This is a genomic window from Snuella sedimenti (assembly GCF_016428595.1).
Taxonomy (GTDB): Bacteria; Bacteroidota; Bacteroidia; order Flavobacteriales; family Flavobacteriaceae; genus Snuella; species Snuella sedimenti.
On the sequence record NZ_JAELVQ010000007.1, the window covers coordinates 1 to 21,929 of the forward strand.

General features: G+C 34.6%; 18 protein-coding genes. 5 read left to right on the top strand and 13 right to left on the bottom strand.

Translation table 11 applies throughout. From position 1 onward, the window contains the following. Positions 1–283 precede the first annotated feature (283 nt). A complete protein-coding gene (locus JF259_RS06965) occupies positions 284–700 on the top strand; it encodes a CBS domain-containing protein (protein WP_199114594.1) in 417 nt (138 codons plus the stop codon). Here the strand turns inward: JF259_RS06965 and rpe are convergent. From rpe to tamL, 8 genes are all read right to left on the bottom strand, one after another. Then, positions 697–1,359 (bottom strand): ribulose-phosphate 3-epimerase, encoded by a 663-nt coding sequence (rpe, locus tag JF259_RS06970; protein ID WP_199114595.1) that lies wholly within the window; start codon positions 1,357–1,359, stop codon positions 697–699. The two genes, JF259_RS06965 and rpe, sit on opposite strands and share 4 nt — an antisense overlap. A gap of 52 nt (positions 1,360–1,411) precedes the next feature. Then, positions 1,412–1,819: a BLUF domain-containing protein gene (locus tag JF259_RS06975; protein WP_199114596.1), complete on the bottom strand. Its 408-nt coding sequence runs from the start codon at positions 1,817–1,819 to the stop codon at positions 1,412–1,414. Positions 1,820–2,030: 211 nt separating this feature from the next. Further along, a complete protein-coding gene (locus tag JF259_RS06980) occupies positions 2,031–2,894 on the bottom strand; it encodes a sigma-70 family RNA polymerase sigma factor (protein ID WP_027137161.1) in 864 nt (287 codons plus the stop codon). A 324-nt stretch (positions 2,895–3,218) separates the two neighbouring features. Further along, positions 3,219–5,468, bottom strand: coding sequence for a polyribonucleotide nucleotidyltransferase (locus JF259_RS06985; RefSeq protein WP_199114597.1), 2,250 nt, complete (start codon positions 5,466–5,468; stop codon positions 3,219–3,221). Positions 5,469–5,635: 167 nt separating this feature from the next. Beyond that, positions 5,636–5,905: a 30S ribosomal protein S15 gene (rpsO, locus tag JF259_RS06990; protein ID WP_199114756.1), complete on the bottom strand. Its 270-nt coding sequence runs from the start codon at positions 5,903–5,905 to the stop codon at positions 5,636–5,638. 129 nt (positions 5,906–6,034) lie between these two features. Next, on the bottom strand, positions 6,035–6,892 hold the full coding sequence (accD, locus tag JF259_RS06995) for an acetyl-CoA carboxylase, carboxyltransferase subunit beta (protein WP_199114598.1): 858 nt from the start codon (positions 6,890–6,892) through the stop codon (positions 6,035–6,037). Positions 6,893–7,494: 602 nt separating this feature from the next. Then, the gene (gene fbaA, locus JF259_RS07000; protein WP_199114599.1) at positions 7,495–8,562 is read right to left on the bottom strand and encodes a class II fructose-bisphosphate aldolase; all 1,068 of its coding nucleotides are present in this window, start codon (positions 8,560–8,562) and stop codon (positions 7,495–7,497) included. 131 nt (positions 8,563–8,693) lie between these two features. Next, the gene (tamL, locus tag JF259_RS07005) at positions 8,694–11,222 is read right to left on the bottom strand and encodes a translocation and assembly module lipoprotein TamL (protein ID WP_199114600.1); all 2,529 of its coding nucleotides are present in this window, start codon (positions 11,220–11,222) and stop codon (positions 8,694–8,696) included. A 255-nt stretch (positions 11,223–11,477) separates the two neighbouring features. Between tamL and JF259_RS07010 the strand changes: the two genes are divergently transcribed. Continuing rightward, positions 11,478–12,203: a TrmH family RNA methyltransferase gene (locus JF259_RS07010; RefSeq protein WP_199114601.1), complete on the top strand. Its 726-nt coding sequence runs from the start codon at positions 11,478–11,480 to the stop codon at positions 12,201–12,203. Here JF259_RS07010 and porT read toward each other — a convergent pair. Together porT and ubiE are read right to left on the bottom strand one after the other, a co-directional pair. Next, positions 12,197–12,928, bottom strand: coding sequence for a type IX secretion/gliding motility protein PorT/SprT (gene porT, locus JF259_RS07015; RefSeq protein WP_199114602.1), 732 nt, complete (start codon positions 12,926–12,928; stop codon positions 12,197–12,199). The genes JF259_RS07010 and porT overlap by 7 nt on opposite strands. A 3-nt stretch (positions 12,929–12,931) precedes the next feature. Further along, positions 12,932–13,660 (bottom strand): bifunctional demethylmenaquinone methyltransferase/2-methoxy-6-polyprenyl-1,4-benzoquinol methylase UbiE, encoded by a 729-nt coding sequence (gene ubiE, locus JF259_RS07020; protein ID WP_233164150.1) that lies wholly within the window; start codon positions 13,658–13,660, stop codon positions 12,932–12,934. A gap of 549 nt (positions 13,661–14,209) precedes the next feature. Between ubiE and trkA the strand changes: the two genes are divergently transcribed. Beyond that, a complete protein-coding gene (trkA, locus tag JF259_RS07025) occupies positions 14,210–15,559 on the top strand; it encodes a Trk system potassium transporter TrkA (protein ID WP_199114603.1) in 1,350 nt (449 codons plus the stop codon). A 3-nt stretch (positions 15,560–15,562) separates the two neighbouring features. After that, a complete protein-coding gene (locus JF259_RS07030) occupies positions 15,563–17,056 on the top strand; it encodes a TrkH family potassium uptake protein (RefSeq protein ID WP_199114604.1) in 1,494 nt (497 codons plus the stop codon). A gap of 678 nt (positions 17,057–17,734) precedes the next feature. On the opposite strand, the gene JF259_RS07035 is transcribed toward JF259_RS07030, so the two are convergent. Both JF259_RS07035 and JF259_RS07040 read right to left on the bottom strand, forming a co-directional pair. After that, complete coding sequence (locus tag JF259_RS07035; RefSeq protein ID WP_199114605.1) at positions 17,735–18,919, bottom strand: pyridoxal phosphate-dependent aminotransferase; 1,185 nt, start codon at positions 18,917–18,919, stop codon at positions 17,735–17,737. Positions 18,920–18,938: 19 nt separating this feature from the next. Continuing rightward, entirely contained in the window at positions 18,939–20,039 is a 1,101-nt protein-coding gene (locus tag JF259_RS07040; RefSeq protein ID WP_199114606.1) for a fatty acid desaturase family protein, read from the bottom strand. Positions 20,040–20,181: 142 nt separating this feature from the next. Between JF259_RS07040 and rsmG the strand changes: the two genes are divergently transcribed. After that, positions 20,182–20,811 (top strand): 16S rRNA (guanine(527)-N(7))-methyltransferase RsmG, encoded by a 630-nt coding sequence (rsmG, locus tag JF259_RS07045; RefSeq protein WP_199114607.1) that lies wholly within the window; start codon positions 20,182–20,184, stop codon positions 20,809–20,811. 4 nt (positions 20,812–20,815) lie between these two features. Here the strand turns inward: rsmG and JF259_RS07050 are convergent, their stop codons facing one another. Continuing rightward, the gene (locus tag JF259_RS07050; RefSeq protein WP_199114608.1) at positions 20,816–21,775 is read right to left on the bottom strand and encodes a tetratricopeptide repeat protein; all 960 of its coding nucleotides are present in this window, start codon (positions 21,773–21,775) and stop codon (positions 20,816–20,818) included. Positions 21,776–21,929 lie beyond the last annotated feature (154 nt).

Consider the following 21,929-nt stretch of genomic DNA (forward strand, 5'->3'; position numbering starts at 1 on the left):
AACCTTGGTTTTGACCAAAGTTATTCTGTAAATCAAATCAAAAAATCAAAGAACGTATCGTATATGTTGTATTTACTGCATTTTTAGAGAATTAAACTTTAACAAACGCATCACTACTAAGTGTTGCTCTGTAATCAATATTTTTACCTTAGAGAGGTGTCTCGATGAAAACCATTTTACATCTGTTACAATATTATCATGTAACTAATGTTTAACATGATTTTTATCATACTTTTTAATCGTTTATAGCCTTAATTTTATTTTGAAATTAAAACCGATAGACATGAAAAGAAGAACGCCAGTATCCGAAATAATGAGTAAAGATGTTATCGCATTACGTCGGTCAGAAGATTTAATCAGAGCAGAAATGCTTTTTAAAAGGCATAAAATTAGACATATACCCGTAGTGTCAGGAGAGTCTGTTATCGGTATGTTGAGCTATACAGATTTATTGAGAATAAGTTTTGCAGATGCCACAGAAGATGAACATAATGTAGATACGGTAGTATATAATATGTTTACCATCGAACAGGTAATGACAAAAAACATAACCAGTATTTCCAGTAATACCAGTATTAAAGAAGCCGCCGAAATATTAGCCGAAAAGGAATTTCATGCGTTGCCTGTAGTCGATGATTCTATTTTAGTCGGCATTATAACTACAACCGATTTAATAAAGTACTTGCTCGAACAGTTTTAAGAATTAGCCAGTAACCTTAAATTTTTAATGGTCTCTATTTGATTGTCACTTTTAAATACATAGCTTCCGGCAACCAAAACATCGGCACCAGCATCAACAAGGGCTTTAGCATTTTTGCTGGTTACACCACCATCAATTTCAATGCGAGTAGAAGCCTTTTTACGAGTAATAAGGTCTTTAAGTTGATTTACTTTATTGTAAGTGTTTTCGATAAAACTTTGGCCTCCAAAACCAGGGTTTACACTCATAATACAGACTAAATCAATATCGTTTATCGTGTCCTCTAAAACATTAATGTTGGTATGTGGATTTAAGGCAACGCCTGCTTTCATGCCTTCGGCTTTAATAGCTTGAAGAGTACGGTGTAAATGGGGGCATGCTTCATAATGTACCGTAAGTATATTACTCCCTAAATTAGCAAACGTTTTTATATAGCGATCGGGGTCTATAATCATTAAGTGCACATCAATGGTTTTTTTTGCATGTTTAGAAATCGCTTCTAAAACGGGCATTCCAAATGAAATGTTAGGAACAAATACACCGTCCATAATATCGATGTGAAACCAGTCCGCATCACTATGGTTTACCATTTCTATGTCACGTTGAAGATTAGCAAAATCGGCTGCTAAAACAGATGGCGCTATTAATTTAGAGTTCATTATGTATCAATAAAAGTGTTTCGCAAAAGTAATGGTTTTGCTTTTATGTTTTCTATTTTCTACCTATAAAATTCTCAACCATTGCAATAACTTTATTTGCTGATTTACTGTCGGCATCTTTTAACCATTCTAAATAATCATTGAGATTATTAAGTTCATTCCTATTATCTATAGTTGTGAATCCGAAGTTGTAATCCTCAAAAATGCGTTGTTCAACAGTAGTATTTATGACTTTAATAATATTTTTGTGCCTACTATCTAAACTAATTCTTTTAAAAGTATTGTCAACCATTTCTTGTTCGCCTTCCAAGACTTGTAAAAAGTTGCCATTTTTGTAAATAAGGATTCCAGTTATGTTATGTTTAAGGTTATTTGTTTTGGCTTTGTTGTATAAATTTAGAAGATTGTCTTCGGACTTAAAATTTTGTGAATCACTTATGTAGCATATGGTTTTGAGCATGTGTTCTTGAAGATAAGTTAATAGTCTCTTTTACTAAGATATAAAAATAGAATCATAAAGAAAGTTTTTTCTTTCGTTTATCCTTTATTTAAAAAGATATTGTTAAAAACAAACCCCCGGTAATCAACCGAGGGTTCTTTCATCAATCAAAAAACGAACAGTTATGTTTAACTGTTTGTTGCCTTAATTTAGTCGTAATTTATTGAAATTACTAACCTAAATATGTTTTTAAAATTTTACTTCTTGAAGTGTGTTTAAGTCTTCTAATAGCCTTTTCTTTAATCTGGCGAACACGTTCACGAGTTAAGTCAAAAGTCTCTCCAATTTCCTCAAGTGTCATTGGGTGTTGATTACCTAAACCAAAATACAAACGAATAACATCGGCTTCACGAGGCGTTAAAGTTTCAAGAGCACGTTCAATTTCTGTTCGTAAAGATTCGTGTAATAATTCTTTATCGGGGTTTGGAGACTCCCCACTATTAAGAACATCATATAAGTTAGAGTCTTCACCTTCAACCAAAGGCGCATCCATACTTACGTGACGACCTGAGTTTTTCATAGACTCCTTAACATCGTTAATTGTCATATCTAACTCTTTAGCTATTTCTTCGGCACTTGGTGGGCGTTCGTGACTTTGCTCTAAAAATGCAAACGTTTTATTTATTTTATTAATAGAACCAATTTTATTTAGAGGCAAACGTACAATACGAGATTGTTCTGCCAAAGCTTGGAGAATGGATTGACGAATCCACCAAACGGCATAAGAAATAAATTTAAAACCACGTGTTTCGTCGAAACGCTGCGCAGCTTTAATTAGACCTAAATTACCTTCGTTAATTAAATCGGGTAATGTTAAACCTTGGTTTTGGTACTGTTTAGCAACCGATACAACGAAACGTAAATTAGCTTTTGTTAATTTTTCTAAAGCAACTTGATCGCCTGCCTTAATACGTTGTGCCAATTCCACCTCTTCATCTGCCGTAATTAGGTCAACTTTGCCTATTTCTTGAAGATATTTGTCTAACGAAGCGGTTTCTCTATTGGTAACCTGCTTTGTGATTTTAAGTTGTCTCATTTAATTTTAATGTTCTCCTGTAAATTATAGGGGTAAATAATGCTTTATTAGGTTATACGTATAAAAGAGAGTAAATGTTACAAGGTGGGTGACAATTTTGTTAAGCTTATGATTTCTTTAACATTTTGTCAAAGTTATCAATGAAGGTATGGCTGTTATGCTCAAAGGAAAGTTATTTTTTATGATTGGTATGTTATGCTGAAAAAAGTTTTATTAGCCTTAACAGGTAAAAAAACAATTGATTTTTATATTACAATGCTAATGTAAAAAAGCCGTTTCCAATAATTGGAAACGGCTTTAATATTATAAGATGATAAGAAAAACTTAGTCTTCTCGTTTGTCTTCTCTCGGTCTTCTGTCGTCACGACGATTGTCGCGTCCACGATTATCTCTACCACGATTATCACGTCCACCGCGGTTGTTATCTCTTGGCGGTCTTGCTACATAACCTTCAGGTTTTGGTAAAATCGCTTTACGGGACACTTTCTCTTTACGAGTTCTTGGGTCAACGCCAAAGTACTTCACGTCAAAAACATCTCCCATATTAACAACATCACTTACATTTTCAGTGCGTTCCCAAGCGAGTTCGCTTACGTGTAATAGTACTTCATTTCCAGGAGCTTCTACATATTCAACAACAGCACCAAAGTCAAGCATTTTAATTACTTTTACTTCATAAACACTGCCAACTTCTGGCTTAAATTTTAGGGACTCAATTTTAGCTAAAACAGCATCAATACCTTCTTGATCAGTACCTAGAATTTCAACAATACCCTCTTCGGTTACAGGGTCTTCATTGATAACAATAGTTGTATTGGTCTCTTTTTGCAATTCCTGAATTACTTTTCCTCCAGGACCAATAAAGGCTCCAATAAGGTCATTAGGTAAAATAGCCGTTACCATTTTAGGTGCATGCGATTTTACTTCAGTATTTGGCTGCGAAATGGTATCTGTTATTTTTCCTAAAATATGTAAACGCCCATCACGTGCTTGCTTTAAAGCATTTACAAGAATCTCGTATGATAATCCTTTTACTTTTATGTCCATTTGACAAGCTGTAATACCATCAGCAGTACCAGTCACTTTAAAGTCCATGTCGCCTAAGTGATCTTCATCACCCAAAATATCGGAAAGTACAGCGTATTTTCCAGATTCAGTATCGGTTATTAGACCCATGGCAATACCAGAAACAGGTTTTTTTAATTGTACCCCCGCATCCATCATAGCCATAGTTCCAGCACAAACGGTTGCCATAGATGACGAACCATTGGATTCTAATATTTCGGATACAACACGTACAGTATATGGACAATCTTTGGGAACCATACCTTTTAAAGCACGTTGGGCTAAGTTACCATGTCCTACTTCACGACGTGATGTGCCACGAATTGGTCTTGCTTCTCCTGTAGAAAAAGGAGGGAAGTTATAATGTAAGTAGAAACGCTCTTCACCTTCATAAGATGGCATGTCTATTTGGTTAGCTTCTCTCGAAGTACCTAAAGTGACAGTCGCTAAAGCTTGCGTTTCCCCACGGGTAAAGATTGAAGATCCGTGTGTGGACGGTAAATAATCAATTTCACACCAAATTGGTCTGATATCAGTGGTTTTACGACCATCTAAGCGTAAACCTTCATTTAAGGTTAAATCTCTAACAGCATTCTTTTCAGCTTTACTGTAGTATTTAGAAATTAAGTCTCCAAAATCTTCTTGCTCTTCTTCAGAAAAAGAGGCGATGATTTCTTCTTTAATTTCAGCAAAGGCAGCACTTCTTTCTTGTTTAGAAGAACCTGCTTTAGCTACGGCATACACTTTGTCGTATGCCATATCGTGTATTTTTTTTGCTAAATCTTCGTCCTCACGCTCTGATTCGTATTCACGCGTTTCTTTTTTGCCAAACGCTTCAGCTAATTTAACTTGAGCCTCACACTGTACTTTAATGGCCTCGTGTGCAAATTTAATGGCTTCAGTCATTTCTTCTTCAGAAATTTCATCCATTTCGCCTTCTACCATCATAACAGAATCTGCAGATGCACCAATAACCATGTCGATATCAGATTCTTCTAATTGCTTAAAGGAAGGGTTAACGATAAACTCACCATTAATACGGCCAACTCTTACTTCAGATATTGGGCATTCAAATGGGAAATCGGATAATTGAATGGCTGCTGAAGCTGCCAAACCAGCCATGGCATCGGGCATTACATTATCATCGTGTGACATTAATTGAATCATCACCTGTGTTTCGCTGTGATAATCTTTAGGGAACAATGGGCGTAACACACGGTCTACTAGACGCATTGTTAATACCTCACCATCACTGGGTCTTGCTTCTCTTTTAAAGAAACCGCCAGGATAGCGTCCTGCTGCAGCAAATTTTTCACGATAATCTACCGTTAGTGGTAAAAAGTCAACATCAGCCGATTTGTAATTGGAAACAACTGTACATAACAACATACAGTTTCCAGATTGTACCACAACGCTACCATGCGCTTGTTTTGCTAATTTTCCAGTTTCAATAGAAATTTCTCTACCGTCACCTAGGTCTATGACCTCTTTAAAAACTTTTGGAATCATAAATTTTTTAATTCTAATTAAACAATGGTCGTTGTGTTGTTGTGTGTAGTTGTTGTGTGACCAATGAAAAACTGTAATTAGCTTCTTATTTAGCAGGTTTATACTCTTCGCTATGAGTTATTTAAACAAAAAACCACGTTTTAAAACGTGGCTTTTTTGTGATGTGATTATTTTCTTAATCCTAGTTCTTTTACTATTGCACGATATCTCAAGATATCTTTTTTAGTTAGGTAATCTAACAACGAACGACGCTTTCCTACCAATTTTACTAACGAACGTTCTGTGTTATAATCTTTGCGATTCTTTTTTAAATGCTCTGTTAAGTGGTTAATTCTGTGCGTGAACAATGCAATTTGACCTTCAGCAGAACCTGAATCGTTCTTTCCTTTACCGTGTTTTGCGAAGATTTCTTCTTTTACTTCTTTAGTTAAATACATGCTAATATTATTATAAATGATTTTTATGTATACGAAAGCCTGTCTTTCGAGCGGCAAATATAGTAATTTTTAGTGACTTACATAATGAATTTGTCCAAAAGAAAAAGAGACTACGAAGCATTTTTAATTTTATGCCCTAAGCGGTTGATTCGTAATTAAATCGATATATTGATTTACTTTGTTTTTTAGTTCTTTACGTTTTGTTATAAAGTCTAGGAAACCGTGCTCTAGCAAAAACTCTGAAGTTTGGAATCCTTCAGGTAATTCTTTGCCTGTGGTATCCCTTACTATACGAGGTCCAGCAAATCCTATTAAAGCCCCAGGTTCACTAATGTTAATGTCCCCTAACATGGCAAATGAAGCAGTGGTACCTCCAGTTGTTGGGTCTGTACATAACGAAATATATGGTATACCTGCATCGGCCAATTGCGCTAATTTTACCGATGTTTTAGCAAGTTGCATTAGCGATAGTGCGGCTTCCATCATTCGAGCACCTCCAGATTTTGAAATAATCATTAAAGGGATGTTCTTCTTTAATGAATAATCAGCGGCACGTGCAATTTTTTCACCTACAACACTTCCCATCGATCCTCCAATAAAACTAAAGTCCATACAGGCGATAACTAAATCTTTCCCTTTAGATTTTCCAACAGCGGTACGAACTGCATCTTTTAAATTGGTTTTGGCTTGTGCTGCTTTTAAACGATCGGGGTAATTTTTGGTGTCGACAAATTTTAAAGGATCCTTAGACTCTAAGTTGGTGTCTAATTCTTTAAATTTATTGTCATCAAAAAGTATTTCAAAATATTCTTTACTGCCTATACGTACATGGTAACCATCCTCGGGACTTACATAGAAGTTCTTTTCAAGTTCTTCGGCATCAACAATTTTTCCAGTTGGCGATTTATACCACAATCCTTTTGGAGTGTCTTTTTTTTCCTCTGTAGAGGTGGTGATCCCTTTTGTTTTTCTTTTAAACCAAGACATACTGATTTATAATTTTAGATTTACAGTTCAAGATTTTTAATCTTGATCCTTGTTATTCTGTTGTGCTTATCAAAAAAAGTAAGCTCTTATCAAGGCTATTGGTTTGTGTTTTTTAAATTAACCCCCAAAAAGCCGAAAGACAAAATTAAAGCTTTATTTTAATTTGTAGTTACACCAATATGAATTTTTGACGAAATTGGCGTATTAGTAAGAAATACTTTGCAGTGCAATATTATAAATGAACTCATTTTGACTTTTTCCAATTGGTTAAAAAATTGCTCTTTTGAGCCTGCTTTTCGTCATTTTCTCATTCCGTAGCCCTGCTATGCAACTTAAAAATGCTTTCCATCAAGCTCAAAATAGCTAATTTTCACTTCAATCAAAAAAGTCAAGATGGGTTCAATGAAAAAATCCTGTTAAATACAGGATTTTTTCACACGTTTAAATTTTAGTAATTAATTGATTTTGTTGTAATTATAAAATTAAGAACGTGTGCAACCACTCCTTACACTCGTTCTCACATTAAAAATTTTAAACATTTCCTTTTGTGAAGTAATTTTTAAAATTTCTTAATGCTCGTTTCATTTATATATTAAGGTATCTTACAATGTGTTTACGTTATTAAGGTCTTCAAAAGCCTTTTTTAAACGTTCAACAAATGTTTTTTCTCCTTCACGTAACCATACACGTGGATCGTAATATTTTTTATTTGGTACGTCGTTACCTTCAGGGTTTCCTATTTGTCCTTTTAAGTACTCAGCTTTATCTCCCATGTAATCACGAATACCAGTCATAAATGCATATTGTAAATCGGTATCGATGTTCATTTTAATTACACCATAGCTAATACCTTCACGGATTTCTTCAAGTGTAGAACCAGAACCTCCGTGGAATACAAAGTCGATAGTGTTATGTGGAACATTGTATTTCTCAGATATATACTCTTGAGAATTTTTTAAGATTTTTGGAGTAAGTTTAACATTTCCTGGCTTATAAACACCGTGTACATTACCAAATGCCGCAGCAATGGTAAATTGATCGCTTACTTTACTTAATTCTTCGTAAGCATAGGCAACTTCTTCTGGTTGTGTATATAATTTAGAATCATCAACATCAGTATTGTCAACACCATCTTCTTCACCACCCGTTATGCCAAGTTCTATTTCAAGTGTCATGCCCATTTTACTCATGCGCTCTAAATATTGCTTACAAATTTCAATATTCTCTTCGATTGGTTCTTCAGAAAGGTCAATCATGTGTGAGCTAAAAAGAGATTTTCCTGTTTCGGCAAAATGCTTTTCACTGGCATCCAATAAGCCATCAATCCAAGGCAATAATTTTTTTGCACAGTGGTCGGTATGTAAAATAACGGGAACACCATAAGCTTCAGACAATGTATGAACGTGTTTTGCTCCAGCAATGGCACCGGCAATGGCAGCCTTTTGTCCTTCGTTGCTTAGTCCTTTTCCTGCATTAAACTGTGCGCCACCATTTGAAAATTGAATGATTACAGGTGCATTTAATGCTGCTGCTGTTTCTAGTACACCGTTAATAGTATCTGACCCAATAACATTTACAGCAGGTAAAGCAAAGCTTTTTTCTTTAGCGAGTTTAAAAATTGCTTGAACTTCTTTTCCTGTAGCAACGCCGGGTTTAATATTATGTCCCATTTTTTAAATATGTTGATTAATTATTTATTAGCGTCAAAAGTAATCAATTTTTAAATAAATAGGTGTGGTTTAACACCTTGAAACCTATAAAAAGAAACTAAAACGTTATAGTTTGAATAAACAAATAAACCTTAAAAAGGATAGTTTATACCAATGTTATATACAGCATTTGAGAAATTATAATCATTAAACCAACGATTTGCTGTATTATAGGAAGGGTCGTAAGTTTTAAACCCAACATCAAAACGAAAAACAAAAAAGCTAAAGTCGTACCGCAATCCAAAACCAGAGCCAATAGCAGTGTCTTTAAGAGAGTTAAAGTCAGTAAATGTGGCACGCTCCTCTTCTATTTCGTCTAAGACATTCCAAATGTTGCCGGCATCAACAAAAATAGCACCATTTAAGTTCTCGAATATGTTAAAGCGTTGTTCGATGCTTAAAGCTAATTTCAGGTTTGCTTCATTAAATTCGTTGGTTGTTTCAGAACTTCCAGGGCCTAAGCTATAGGCTGTCCAGGCACGGTTGTCGTTAGAGCCTCCTGCAAAAAAACTTTTTGAAAAAGGAATGTTGGTTGAATTCCCGTATGGAATGGCAATACCAAAAAAGCTGCGCAAGGCTAATACGTTCTTTTTACCTAAATCCCAGTGTTTAATATATTCTAGTTCTGTTTTAATATATTGGGAATAGGCTACGTTAAATAGTTCGTAACGGTCATCACTATTTTTTTTAAGTCCCAAAAGTTTAGAGGCATTTGCCAATAAATTGCCTGCCGATTCTAGCTTAAATCTGAATATGGAAAAATCTTCATCAAACAGATTGGTACGGTCGTCCCTAATTAAACTGAAACTAGACGATAGTATAAGGTTGTTTTCGGTTAGTCGGTTTTTACGTTCGTTAATAGCAGAGACCCTTTTGTAATCATCATCTTCAGGATTTAAAGACGTATTGTCGTTTAAAACTTCAGTTATGAATGTGTCTGTTTGATCTGGACGTTCCAAATCTTCTCCATTATTATAGTTTAACAATTTTGAAATGGCATTAAGGGTATTGTATGAATTTTTATAAACGTCAAAATAATTGTCAACATTTAAGTTGCGTACATATTGAGCATTGAATAAATCGAGGCGATTGGTTGTTTTGTTAGATGGGCGCCAATTGTAATTAAATGTACCACTAAACGCTTGTTTGTCTAAGCCTATGTTGGTTTGTCCCGAGGCAGATAAACTAATTCTAGTACTGGGCGACATGTGTTTGGGGATGATTTTGTCGGTATTAAAAGGGGAAAACAACCTAGGGATAGTAAGTTTTAAATCGACACCAATCTCATTGATGTCAAAGAAAGGATCGTCTGGGTTGTTCTCATCTTTAGAAGAACCAATAGATCCGATAGCAGAGATTTCGAATGTTTCAGCACCTCTAAAAATATTCCTAATTAAAAGACTGGGGTTTAATGCAAGACCAATAGTTTGAATATTACTTTGGGAAATATCTGTATCAAAGCTTAAGCTGAATTTTTTTAAAGGGGTTAATTTTATGGTTGTCGCAAGCTGGTTTTTTAAACCAGTTATTGAGTCGTATTTGATATCCGGATATTTAAAAGAACGCAATTCGCTTATGTGTCTATATGTTCGTGTTCTGTCTATGTCCTTAAAGATGCTGTTGGGGGATATAAATACCGCATCCGTTAGAGCTTTGGGACGATAACGTATCTTGTCGTAACTGTATATATTGTAACCATTAAAAAAAAGTGAATCTTGAAAAGCTTGTCCTTCCTTGGCAAAACGATAATTCGTAATAATCTTTACATCTTTAACCTTATAAATCTGAAAGGGTAGATGTTTAATAGAATCTTGTGTGCGTATGGCTCTGTTTTGAATTTGAACATCCACGTTCACTTTTTTGTTAGTGCCTATGGTATCTATTTCAAAGCCTATATAATCTTGATTGAAGTGGTATACACCAGAATTACGTAAGGCGTTTGTGATACGTTCGCGTTCAAGTTCAAAATTTTCAGTTCTGTATTGTTCTTTTGGAATTAGTAACGTGTTCTTTTTTACGTAGTAGTATAGGGAATCAATTACTGGTGATGCTATTTTTTGGGAGATACTATCAAGAATGAAAGGTGTACCAGTTTCGATATGGTAATCGATGGTGGCACGATTGTTCTCTTCTTTATTTATAATAGAAGAAGCTTTCACGTCAAACCAACCATTGTTGATATAGTAATCATGAAGACGCTTAACAGACTTTTCAGTTTTGTTTTTGTCAACAATTACAGGTGCTTCCCCCGTTTTTTTTATCCAATTATTAAAATTTATCCTAGAATATCTATAGCGTTCTAGTTGTTTTTTGGAAAGGAATTTTTCATACCTACTTTTACGCTTTGGGTTTTTATTGATGCTTGCTTCAATAATAGAGTCAATGTTAGGGCGTGCCGTATTATATAAGTGTAATCGTAATGGAAAGCCTAATATTTTTTTGTTTGGCTCTTGATATAGTAAATTGCTGAGAGTCTCTGTGTTGTCTTTTTTATTATTAACTTCTATGGAAGTGTTGGTAAGTAGGTACTCGTTTTGTGGAACTCGTTTTACTGCATTACAAGAAAAAATAAATCCTGTAATTATAATAAGTATAAGTATTTTAAAAAGTTGCTGTTTCAAACGAAATGACAATTAATTAAGTTGCGTGCTTTACCAGGGAACTCCAAAGAAAAGGATGTTGTAAAAAGTTTCCTTTTCATTGGATTCAAAAATACATTATTTCGTGTGTTATTCATATAATTATCACAATTTGTGATTTAAATTTTGATTTTAATGGTACTTTAAAAAAAATATTTAAATATTTGGATTAGCGTAATGCCTGTCAATATTTTTTATTTTCTTTATAAAATTAAAAAGGCGCAGTAATAATCCGATATGCTTTCAAAAAATCAGATCAAATCAATAACGCGTTTAAAGCAAAAAAAATATAGATACCAGCAAGGTTTTTTTGTAGTTGAAGGAATAAAAACAATAAAAGAATTGCTAGAATCTAATTTGGTGCTTCATGCTTTATATACGACAGAGTCTTTCAATATTGATGCCAAAGATGAAATCATTATTTCTGAAGGTGAATTAAAGCGCATTAGTTTTTTAAGTACGCCTAATAAGGCTTTAGCGGTTTTTAAGATTCCAAAGCCTAAAACTATAAGAACGGACAAACTCATTGTAGCGCTTGATGCAGTTCGAGACCCTGGAAATTTAGGGACTATTATAAGACTTTGTGATTGGTTTGGTGTGGACGAACTGGTGTGTAGTAAGGAAACAGTAGATTGCTATAATCCTAAGGTTATTCAGGCAACTATGGGATCTATAACCCGGGTAAACATAAGTTATGTTGAATTGGACGTGTTTTTAAAAGAATGCGGTTTGCCTGTTTATGGCGCTTTTATGGAAGGCGAAGTTGTTTACACCAAGTCCTTGCCAGATACTGGTATTTTAGTCATGGGAAATGAGGCCAATGGTATATCGAAAGCTGTTGAGGCTGCCTTAACCGACAAAGTTTCGATTCCGCGTTTTGGAGACTTACAGGTGACCGAAAGTTTAAATGTAGCGACCGCTACGGCTGTATTGTTAAGTGAGTTTAAACGCCGTGTTTATTGAAAGGTGAAATTAATAAAAACACCTCTTGTTTTCATGCTGTATATGTTGCTCGTCCATGGGCTGTCTGGATCTTTGTCTCTTACCAACTCATCGTTAATCGCAAAAACACCACGGATTGAAGGTGTGAACTTAAAGTTGTATAAATAAAAATCGATACCAAAACCTAGCTCATAAAATAGCATGTTTTTTTTAGTCCTAAATTGGCCGTTACTATTATCGTTAGGGTTATCTTGATTGCTGGCCAAATTTATAGCAGTTGAAAAACCACCAACAATAAAAGGTTTGAAATTGTTTATGCGCTTTGTGGAAAACTTTACCAAAAGAGGGAAATGGATATAGGTCGATTTTACTTCGCGAAATAAATCAGAATCTTTATAGCTAGAGCCTTGAAAATAAGTTGCGCTGTAATGTAGTTCGCGAGCGGTTATCAGTAAGCCTGGTTCTATACGTAAGTCTATGTAATTATTTACCCGTAAGTTACCAATAAGTCCGACATTAAATCCAGGACTCCGTTTCACATAAATGTCCCTTAAATCTTGATTGTAATCGAAGTTAAAATCATAGCTGTTAAAACCCAAAAAATACCCCCATCTTAATAGATCGTTATCTGTAGACCGTCTCCCTTGATTGGCATCATAAGTCACCTTCTTTTTTGTGAAGAGCTGTGCATGAGAAGCCTGGTTAATGAATACAAACGAAATTAATAAGATAAAAAGGTTTTTCATACGTTATTGCTTAGATGCTACATAAATTGTTGCCACACCCATGGTTTGTGGAAAATCTTCAACACTAATAAACCCAATTTTGCGTAAAATATTGTTTAAAGTTTCACCATATGGAAAAACAGATGCCGATTCACTTAAATACCTATAAGCTCTTTTATCTTTAGAAAATAGTTTTCCAATAACGGGTAAAATGTATTTAGTGTATATTTTATAACCTTGTTTGTAGGGAAATTTGGTTGGAACCGAGGTTTCTAAAATCACAAATCGTCCGTTTGGCTTTAAAACCCTGAGAATTTCTTTTAATCCGTTTTCTAAAGTTTCAAAGTTTCTAATACCAAAGGCTACTGTTATAGCATCAAAAGTATTATCTTCAAAAGGCATGTTTTCAGAGTCACCTAAAACGAGTTCTATTTTGTTTTCCAGTGATTTTCTTTTAATCTTTTCTTTGCCAATTTCCAGCATTCCACTGCTTATGTCTAAACCAATAATTTTAGAGGCATTGGTAGCTGTTAAGTTAATAGCTAGATCACCCGTTCCAGTAGCAATATCCAGAATGGATTCGGGCTGTTTTTCTTTTACGATATTAACAACTTTTTTTCGCCATTTTATATCTATTCCAAATGAAATAATACGATTTAGGCCGTCGTAGTCACTAGAAATGGTATCGAACATTTTGGTAACCTGTTCCTTTTTTCCTAGTGCGCTATCTTTATAAGGTTTTACTTTAGACAAAATTAATTTTTTGACAAACCTACATATTTATTTTTAATTTAAATTATTTAAGAATCGGCAAAATAAAGATTCCTTTAATGTATTTAGAGTAAACTACCTTGCGTAAGTCCACAGGACATTTGTAAGAAAAAGCATTTTGATTTCGAGGCAAGCTTCGGAGTATTTAATCTCGATTATTGAGTAAATGGCTGCTGAGTTTAAAATCAACAATTTATATAGGGATCATATCTTTAATGTAAATGCCGTATTGTGTTACGGTAAGAAGAGACGATATGTGTTTTTATACTGAACTTATCTTGACTTTTTTGATTGAAGTGAAAATAGCAATTTTTTAACCAATTGGAAAAAGTCAAGATGAGTTCACTATATTTGTCCTGTTTTTTTATGATAAAACGTAAATAAAAGGCGTTAATAAATTATAAATGCAACATTCGCTAATGTGAATGTTTAAAATTCCTGCCTACCGGCAGGTAGGTTTAATGAGAGAGCGTAGCGGTTACGTGTTCTCTATTTTTATTAAATTATGCATAATTACAAAAATCTAAACGAGTGAAAATAATTATTGCTGGGGCAGGTGAAGTTGGATTTCATTTAGCAAAATTATTGTCCTACGAATCTCAAGAGATTACATTGATAGATACTAACAAGGAAAGTTTGGCTTATGCCGATGCTCATTTAGATATTAAAGTAATTAGGGGAGACGCCACATCGATAGCTATTTTAAAAGATGCCCGTGTTGATAACAATGATTTATTTATAGCGGTTACCTCTAGTGAAACGACCAATATTACAGCTTGTGCTTTGGCAAAACGATTGGGGTCTAAGAAAACAATTGCCAGAATCTCTAATACCGAATTTATAAACCATAAGGATGAAGTTGGGTTTACTAAGTTTGGTATAGACGAGTTAATATCACCAGAATCTTTAGCTGCTTCCGAAATAGAGTTGTCTTTAAAGCAATCTTCTTTTAATGACACTTATGAGTTTGAAGAAGGGGCCTTAACCATGGTTGGTTTAAATTTATCCAGATCGGCATTATTTGTTGGGAAAACGGTTAAGGAAGCTGCTGCTATATTTCCAGAAATACATTTTGTGCCCATAGCAATCCAGCGTTTTGGGACGCAATACACTATTATTCCCCGGGGTGATACTAAATTTAAAAGAGGGGATAATGTAGTGTTTATAACTTCTGAAGGAGGAGCCGAAGAACTTTGTAGACTTACCGGAAAGACCAATCGGGAGATTAGGGATGTAATGATTCTTGGGGGAACCAAAATAGGGTTTAAGGCAGCTAGGGATTTAAGCGAAAAGGGATTTAATGTAAAGATACTGGAAGAGAATAAAGAACGTGCATTCGACATAGCCGATATGTTGCCCAATGTTTTGGTTATTCATAGCGATGGGCGTAATGTAGATTTACTTGATGAAGAGAATATTAGTGAAATGGATGCTTTTATAGCGGTTGCGGCAAATTCCGAAACCAATATCATGTCCTGTCTGGTAGCAAAATCCAAAGGGGTTAAAAAAACGATAGCCCTTGTCGAAAACATGGATTATTTTGAGCTGTCCCATTCGATAGGTATCGAGACGTTAATAAACAAAAAACTACTTGCCGCCAATAACATCTTTAGGTATATAAGAAAGGGAGAAGTTGTAGCCATGACCAAACTTAGTAACATGAATGCCGAGTTACTGGAGTTTGAAGTTAAAGCAACATCCGCCATTTGTAATAAAGTTATTAAAAATATCGATTTTCCGCGTTCTGCCATTATAGGAGGTGTTATTAGAAATGGATTGGGAGTTATAGCGCTAGGGGATTTTAAGATTCAAGAAGGCGATCGTGTCGTGGTTTGCAGTTTACTTCAGTCCATAAAAGGCGTAGAAAAATTATTCCGCTAGTATATGAAACTTAATTACAAGATCATTTTTCATTTTTTAGGCTTACTGCTTTTATTCAATGGAGGATTCATGTTGTTAGCATCACTCGTAAGCTTGCTTTGTGAGGATGGTGTTACGATCCAAATATTTTTAGCAGGTATTGTAACGCTTGTAGTTGGGGCTTTGGTTATGTTTTTTACTAGGGAGCACAAAAAAGAAATGAATAAACGAGAAGGTTATATTGTTGTAACCTTTGGTTGGATTATCATGGCGTTATCCGGTGCGTTACCCTATGTTTTTACTGAAAGTATAACAAGCTTTACTAGCGCCTTTTTTGAAACCATTTCTGGGTATACAACTACAGGAGCAACCATTTTAAACGATATTGAAGTCGTGCCTAAGGGCGTATTGTTCTGGAGAAGCTTAACGCATTGGATAGGTGGTATGGGGATAATTGTATTGGCTATAGCAATATTGCCACTATTAGGAATTGGAGGAATGCAGCTTTTTGCTGCTGAGGCTCCTGGGCCAAGTGCCGATAAATTACATCCAAGAATTACTGATACGGCCAAACGACTTTGGTTGATTTACTTTGGCTATACAGCAGCAGAAACTTTATTGCTTAAGTTAGCAGGAATGTCCTTTTTTGATGCTATAAACCATTCGATGGCAACCTTGTCTACAGGAGGATTCTCTACAAAAAATGCAAGTATCGCACACTGGAATGGACAGCCTATAATTCAGTATATTATTATCCTTTTTATGTTTTTGGCAGGGTCTAACTTTGTCTTGAGTTATTTTGCGTTTAAAGGAAGAGTACAAAAAGTAATTAAAGATGAAGAGTTTAAATTGTATTTTAAATTCATTCTGATATTTACTGCTATAGCAGCTGTTATTATTTATTTTAGAGCTGATGTTTCTGCATCGTCTATTGCGCATCCTATGGTATGGGGAGCTGGAGAGAGTGCGTTTAGGCATGCGCTCTTTCAGGTGCTAACAGTTATCACAACAACTGGGTTTATTACGGCCGATTTTACAATGTGGACGCCTTTTTTGGTTGTGTTCTTTTTTGGACTTATGTTTTTGGGAGGGTCCGCAGGTAGTACCTCGGGAGGCGTGAAAGTAGTACGCCATTTAATTATGATAAAAAATGGTTTCATGGAGTTTAAAAGAACGTTGCACCCCAATGCTATTTTACCGGTACGATACAATACCAAAGCTATTTCGGGCGATATTGTATTTAATATATTGGCCTTTTTTATCCTGTATATGCTTTCTTTTATAGTTGGGGCATTGGTCTTCTCGATGTTTCAAATAGACTTTAAGTCGTCTATAGGTTTGGCTGCTTCCAGTTTGGGAAATGTGGGGCCTGCTTTGGGTAATTTTGGACCTGTTAATAATTATGCTTCTTTACCTCCTCTGGCACAATGGTGGGCGTCTTTTTTAATGCTTATTGGGCGTTTGGAACTCTTTACGGTGCTTATTTTATTTACGCCGTTCTTTTGGCGTAATAGGTAGAATGGATGGTTGTTTTAAGGAAGAATTGTAACAATTTCATAAAATTTCCTACTTATCTATAAAGCAGCTTTTAGTTTGATCCTTAACTGATTTCTTTTGGGTTCCCCAATAATAATCTTTTACATTTTTAGTGACTAGATGAGTTAAAAGAACAGGTTGTTCTATAACCACATCTGGTCAATGCATATAATTTTAAAATTTGAATATTATGAGTTTTGGAGTTGTACAATCAGCAATAACTTCTATGAAACGAGCATTAAGAAATTTTAAAAATTATTTCACAAAAGGAAATGTTTAAAATTTTTAATGAGAGAACGAGTGTAAGGAGTGGTTGCACACGTTCTCAATTTTATAATTACAATAAAATCAATTAATTACTAAAATTTAAACGTGTGAAAAATAATAGAAAACTATTGTCAAAAAAGAAAAGAAAATAAAGTATTAGATGGTAACTATGTTAATGTGGGATTAAAAGACTTTCCCAAAGCTACACCTGAAGCATTACAAAATTTAAAAGAAAAACTGCAACGGGAGCAGAAGCAAAGTACTCTTTTTAATACTGTTTTATTTATAAGTATAGTTGTAGTGGTAATGTTGTTTGGATTTTATTTTATGTCATAAATAAAGCCGCTAAATTGCTTTAACGGCTTTCAATTATTTTACTGCACTTAATTAAAATTAACTCAGTGCTTCTTTGATGCGTTTTATGGCTTCGATTATTTGTTCTTGTGAGGCTGCGTAAGAAATACGGATACAATCTGGATTTCCAAAAGCTTCACCTGTAACAGTTGCTACATTGGCTTCTTCCAAAATATACAATGAAAAATCTGAAGCGTTGTTTATGGTTTTACCACGTAATGTCTTTCCGAAATAATGGGAAATGTTAGGAAATACATAAAAAGCACCCTCTGGGATATTGGTTTTAAACCCTTCAATGTCATTTAATAATCCTAAAATTAGGTCACGACGTACTTTAAATTCGTCGATCATGTACTTTACGCGTGATGGCGATTCATTAAGCGCTGTAATAACTGCACGTTGGGCAATACAATTGGCACCACTGGTAATTTGGCCCTGCATTTTGTTGCATGCTCTTGCAATTTTTTCGGAAGCTCCAATATATCCTATACGCCATCCGGTCATGGCAAAAGCTTTGGAAACCCCATTTACAGTGATAGTACGGTCGTACATATCATCAAATTGAGCCATACTTGCGTGGCCACCTATATAGTTTATGTGTTCGTATATTTCATCAGAAACCACATAAATATTAGGGTGTTTCTGTAACACGTCGGCTAAAGCTCTTAATTCTTCTTTGCTGTAAACAGAACCGCTGGGGTTACAAGGCGAGCTAAACCAAATCATTTTTGTGTTTGGAGTTATAGCTGCTTCGAGTTGCTCAGGTGTCATTTTAAAATCGGTTGCAATCGATGTTTTAACCTCAACAGGAATGCCGTCATTTAACTTAACAATATCAGAATAGCTTACCCAATAAGGACAAGGTAAAATAACTTCATCACCTTTATTTATCATGACGCCTGCTATGTTGGCCAGGGATTGTTTTGCTCCTGTAGAAACAACAATTTGAGAAGGAGTGTAAGCTAAATTGTTATCTCGCTTAAATTTAGTGATAATGGCTTCTTTTAATTCACCGTATCCATCAACTGGAGAGTAGGAATTATAATTGTCATTAATTGCTTGTATTGCAGCATCTTTTATGAAATCAGGTGTGTTAAAATCTGGTTCGCCTAGGCTTAGACCAATAATGTCTTTGCCTTCACCTCTTAATTCTCTTGCTTTGGCTGCCATTGCTAATGTAGCAGAGGTTGCCATGTTTAAAATTCTATCCGAAAGTAAGTTCATTTAAAAATTGTAATAGTGATTAAACTTGTAAAGCGGGTTTTGTTCCCATTTCTTTTAAGTGTTTAAAATGGGCAATGATTGCCTTACGTGTGGTTTTATATTCGTTATAGGGTAAGTTGAATTCTTTAGCAGTTTCTCTAACTATTTTAGAAATATTGGTGTAATGTATGTGGCTAATGTGCGGGAAAATATGGTGCTCTACCTGATGGTTTAGTCCGCCTGTAAACCAATTAACAATTCTGTTTTTAGTACTAAAGTTAACCGTGGTTTTTAATTGGTGGACGGCCCATGTGTTTTTCATAGTGCCATCTTTTTCGGGAAGTGGCATTTCGGCTTCTTCCATAACGTGGGCTAATTGAAAAACAACACTTAAAATTAAGCCGGCTGTATAATGCATAACAAAAAAGCCGATTAATATTTTCCACCAAGCAATGTCTAAAATAGCCATTGGCAATACAATCCAAATGGCAATGTAAATAATTTTAGAAATAACCAGCTTGCTCCAGTTCCATATGGGATTTGGAAACTTGCCATATGATAATTTGCGTTTCATATAGCGGCTCATTTGCTGGAAATCTGTAGTAATGGCCCAATTAATTGTGAGTAAGCCATAGAGTAATACAGAATAATAATGTTGGAATTTATGATGCCAACGCCATTCAGAGTGTTCAGTAAAACGTAAAATACGTCCAGCCTCTAAATCTTCGTCGTGTCCGTGGATATTTGTATAAGTATGGTGTAAAACATTGTGTTGTACTTTCCAGTTATAAACATTACCAGCTAATATATAAATGCTGCTACCCATTAAGCGGTTAATCCATTCTTTGTTTGAAAAGGAGCCGTGATTACCATCGTGCATTACATTCATGCCTACACCAGCCATGCCAACCCCCATTACAATAGTAAGTAACAGTTGTGCCCAACCGGGAATGTCTAATGTTAAAATTAAAAAGTAAGGTGTTAAGAACAGCGAGAACATAACAATGGTTTTAAACCAAAGTTTCCAGTTCCCGGTGCGTTTAATGTTATTATTTTTAAAATAGTCGTTTACGCGTTTGTTAAGTGTTCTAAAAAATTTAGCAGAATCTGTTCTAGAAAATGAAAGTGCTTGTTTTGTCATTCTATTAATTTAAAATATGATAGGTGTTTAAAACCTATGCCCATACCTGCTGCAAAGATAGTTAATAAACAAACTTAACTTATAAATATTTTCATAAAAATATGGATATAAAAAGTATATTTTTGCAGAAAATATCTCATTAATGGAACTTATTTTAAAATACTTTACAAACCTTACAGATGATCAGATAGCTAAATTCGAAAAATTAGAATCGCTCTATCAAGACTGGAATCTAAAGATTAATGTTGTATCAAGAAAAGACATCGATGAGCTTTATTTGCGACATGTTTTGCATTCTTTGGGGATAGCAAAAGTGATGGGGTTTAGTGATGGTTCTAAAATTTTAGATGTAGGTACTGGAGGCGGGTTCCCAGGGATTCCATTGGCTATTTTATTTCCGAAATGTTCCTTTCATTTAGTGGATAGTATTGCTAAAAAATTAAAAGTAGTTGATGAGGTTGTAGGTGGCTTAGGATTAACAAATGTTAAAACGACCCATAGTAGGGTAGAGGCCATAGACGAAACTTACGACTTTATTATAAGTAGAGCAGTAGCCATCATGCCTACGTTTGTACATTGGGTAAAAGGTAAAATTGCTAAACCCCAGAAAAATGATCTTAAAAATGGGATTTTGTATTTAAAAGGTGGCGATTTGTCTGAGGAGTTAAAAAACTATAAAACGACTACCATATATAATTTAAGTGATTTTTTTGAAGAACCTTTTTTTGAAACTAAAAAGGTGGTGCACTTGCCTTTAAAATATAAAGGATAGGATGTTAATCAAGGTCTTTAACACCATTAACGAAAAAGTAATATTGATTTTGGTGCCAATAAGTGTTGGCATAAAATTCTAATGCTTTGGTGTTTTTAATGCTTGATGTTTTAGCAAGTATTTTTTTTGCCTCATCGAAATTTAATTGAGCATTAGGTAAATCGTTTAATTTATTATATGCAATGGCTAGGCCAATTAAAGCATCAAAATCGGATGGATCAAGGGATACATTAATAGAAAAATCGGCAATGGCTTTGTTATATTGACCTAGGTGTAAACTGGAGACACCTCTATAAAAATATGTAAAGGCGTTTTTTTTATCGTGCCGTATCGATTTGGAGAAGTCGGAGCGTGCTTGTTCATGGTAGTTTAGTGTCATGTAAAAGAAGCCGCGGTCGAAGTAGGTCTCTGCATTCGGGTAGATAAGAACCAGAAAACTATAGTCTTTAAGTGCCATTTCATGCTTCTTCAGTATAGTATAAGATGTTGCCCTTAATTTGTATGCTTCAGCATGGTAAGGGGCTGCTTCTATAACTTTACTTAAATCCTCAATAGCTCCATTATAATCATTTAGTTCGAACTTAGAAGAAGCAAGACTGTATAGTGCATCTATAAAATCAGGATCTATATCCAAAGCCTTTTGGTAGTCTTGTTTTGCTCCTTCGTAATCTTGTAGGCTATATCTAGAGTTACCACGATTAAAATAAGTATCGGCGTCTGGTTTATCGATTAATATTTTAGAATAATCTACAATGGCTCCAGAGTAATCTCCTAAGTCATTTTTAGCAATAGCTCTATAAAAATACGCGTTTAGTTTTTTTGGTTCAAGCTTTATAACTTGATTGAAAAGCTCTATTTTCTCATTCAAATCTGTTGACCTCATCGCCTTTCTATATAATTTGTTGGCTTGAGCGTTAGTTAATATCGGTATTGCAGTTAGAATAACAAAAAGCTTGATTTTCATATGAAGCATTAAATTTCAAATTGTATTTTTCAAAAATAAAGTTAGTATATTTTAAAGATACAGCAATTTTAAGACCATTTTTTGTTTTTCATATAATTTTTAAAGCATTTAATTGAAAGATTTATCTTTCTATTTTATTTTTTAATCTGTTTAA

Coding starts and splice junctions, on each gene's coding strand:
- fbaA (WP_199114599.1), bottom strand. CDS start 8,562: ATGGGACATAATATTAAACCCGGCGTTGCTACAGGAAAAGAAGTTCAA.
- JF259_RS06980 (WP_027137161.1), bottom strand. CDS start 2,894: ATGAGACAACTTAAAATCACAAAGCAGGTTACCAATAGAGAAACCGCT.
- JF259_RS06975 (WP_199114596.1), bottom strand. CDS start 1,819: ATGCTCAAAACCATATGCTACATAAGTGATTCACAAAATTTTAAGTCC.
- JF259_RS07030 (WP_199114604.1), top strand. CDS start 15,563: ATGAAACTTAATTACAAGATCATTTTTCATTTTTTAGGCTTACTGCTT.
- JF259_RS07050 (WP_199114608.1), bottom strand. CDS start 21,775: ATGAAAATCAAGCTTTTTGTTATTCTAACTGCAATACCGATATTAACT.
- JF259_RS07040 (WP_199114606.1), bottom strand. CDS start 20,039: ATGACAAAACAAGCACTTTCATTTTCTAGAACAGATTCTGCTAAATTT.
- JF259_RS06985 (WP_199114597.1), bottom strand. CDS start 5,468: ATGATTCCAAAAGTTTTTAAAGAGGTCATAGACCTAGGTGACGGTAGA.
- JF259_RS07035 (WP_199114605.1), bottom strand. CDS start 18,919: ATGAACTTACTTTCGGATAGAATTTTAAACATGGCAACCTCTGCTACA.
- rpsO (WP_199114756.1), bottom strand. CDS start 5,905: ATGTATTTAACTAAAGAAGTAAAAGAAGAAATCTTCGCAAAACACGGT.
- rsmG (WP_199114607.1), top strand. CDS start 20,182: ATGGAACTTATTTTAAAATACTTTACAAACCTTACAGATGATCAGATA.
- porT (WP_199114602.1), bottom strand. CDS start 12,928: ATGAAAAACCTTTTTATCTTATTAATTTCGTTTGTATTCATTAACCAG.
- rpe (WP_199114595.1), bottom strand. CDS start 1,359: ATGAACTCTAAATTAATAGCGCCATCTGTTTTAGCAGCCGATTTTGCT.
- JF259_RS07010 (WP_199114601.1), top strand. CDS start 11,478: ATGCTTTCAAAAAATCAGATCAAATCAATAACGCGTTTAAAGCAAAAA.
- accD (WP_199114598.1), bottom strand. CDS start 6,892: ATGTCTTGGTTTAAAAGAAAAACAAAAGGGATCACCACCTCTACAGAG.
- JF259_RS06965 (WP_199114594.1), top strand. CDS start 284: ATGAAAAGAAGAACGCCAGTATCCGAAATAATGAGTAAAGATGTTATC.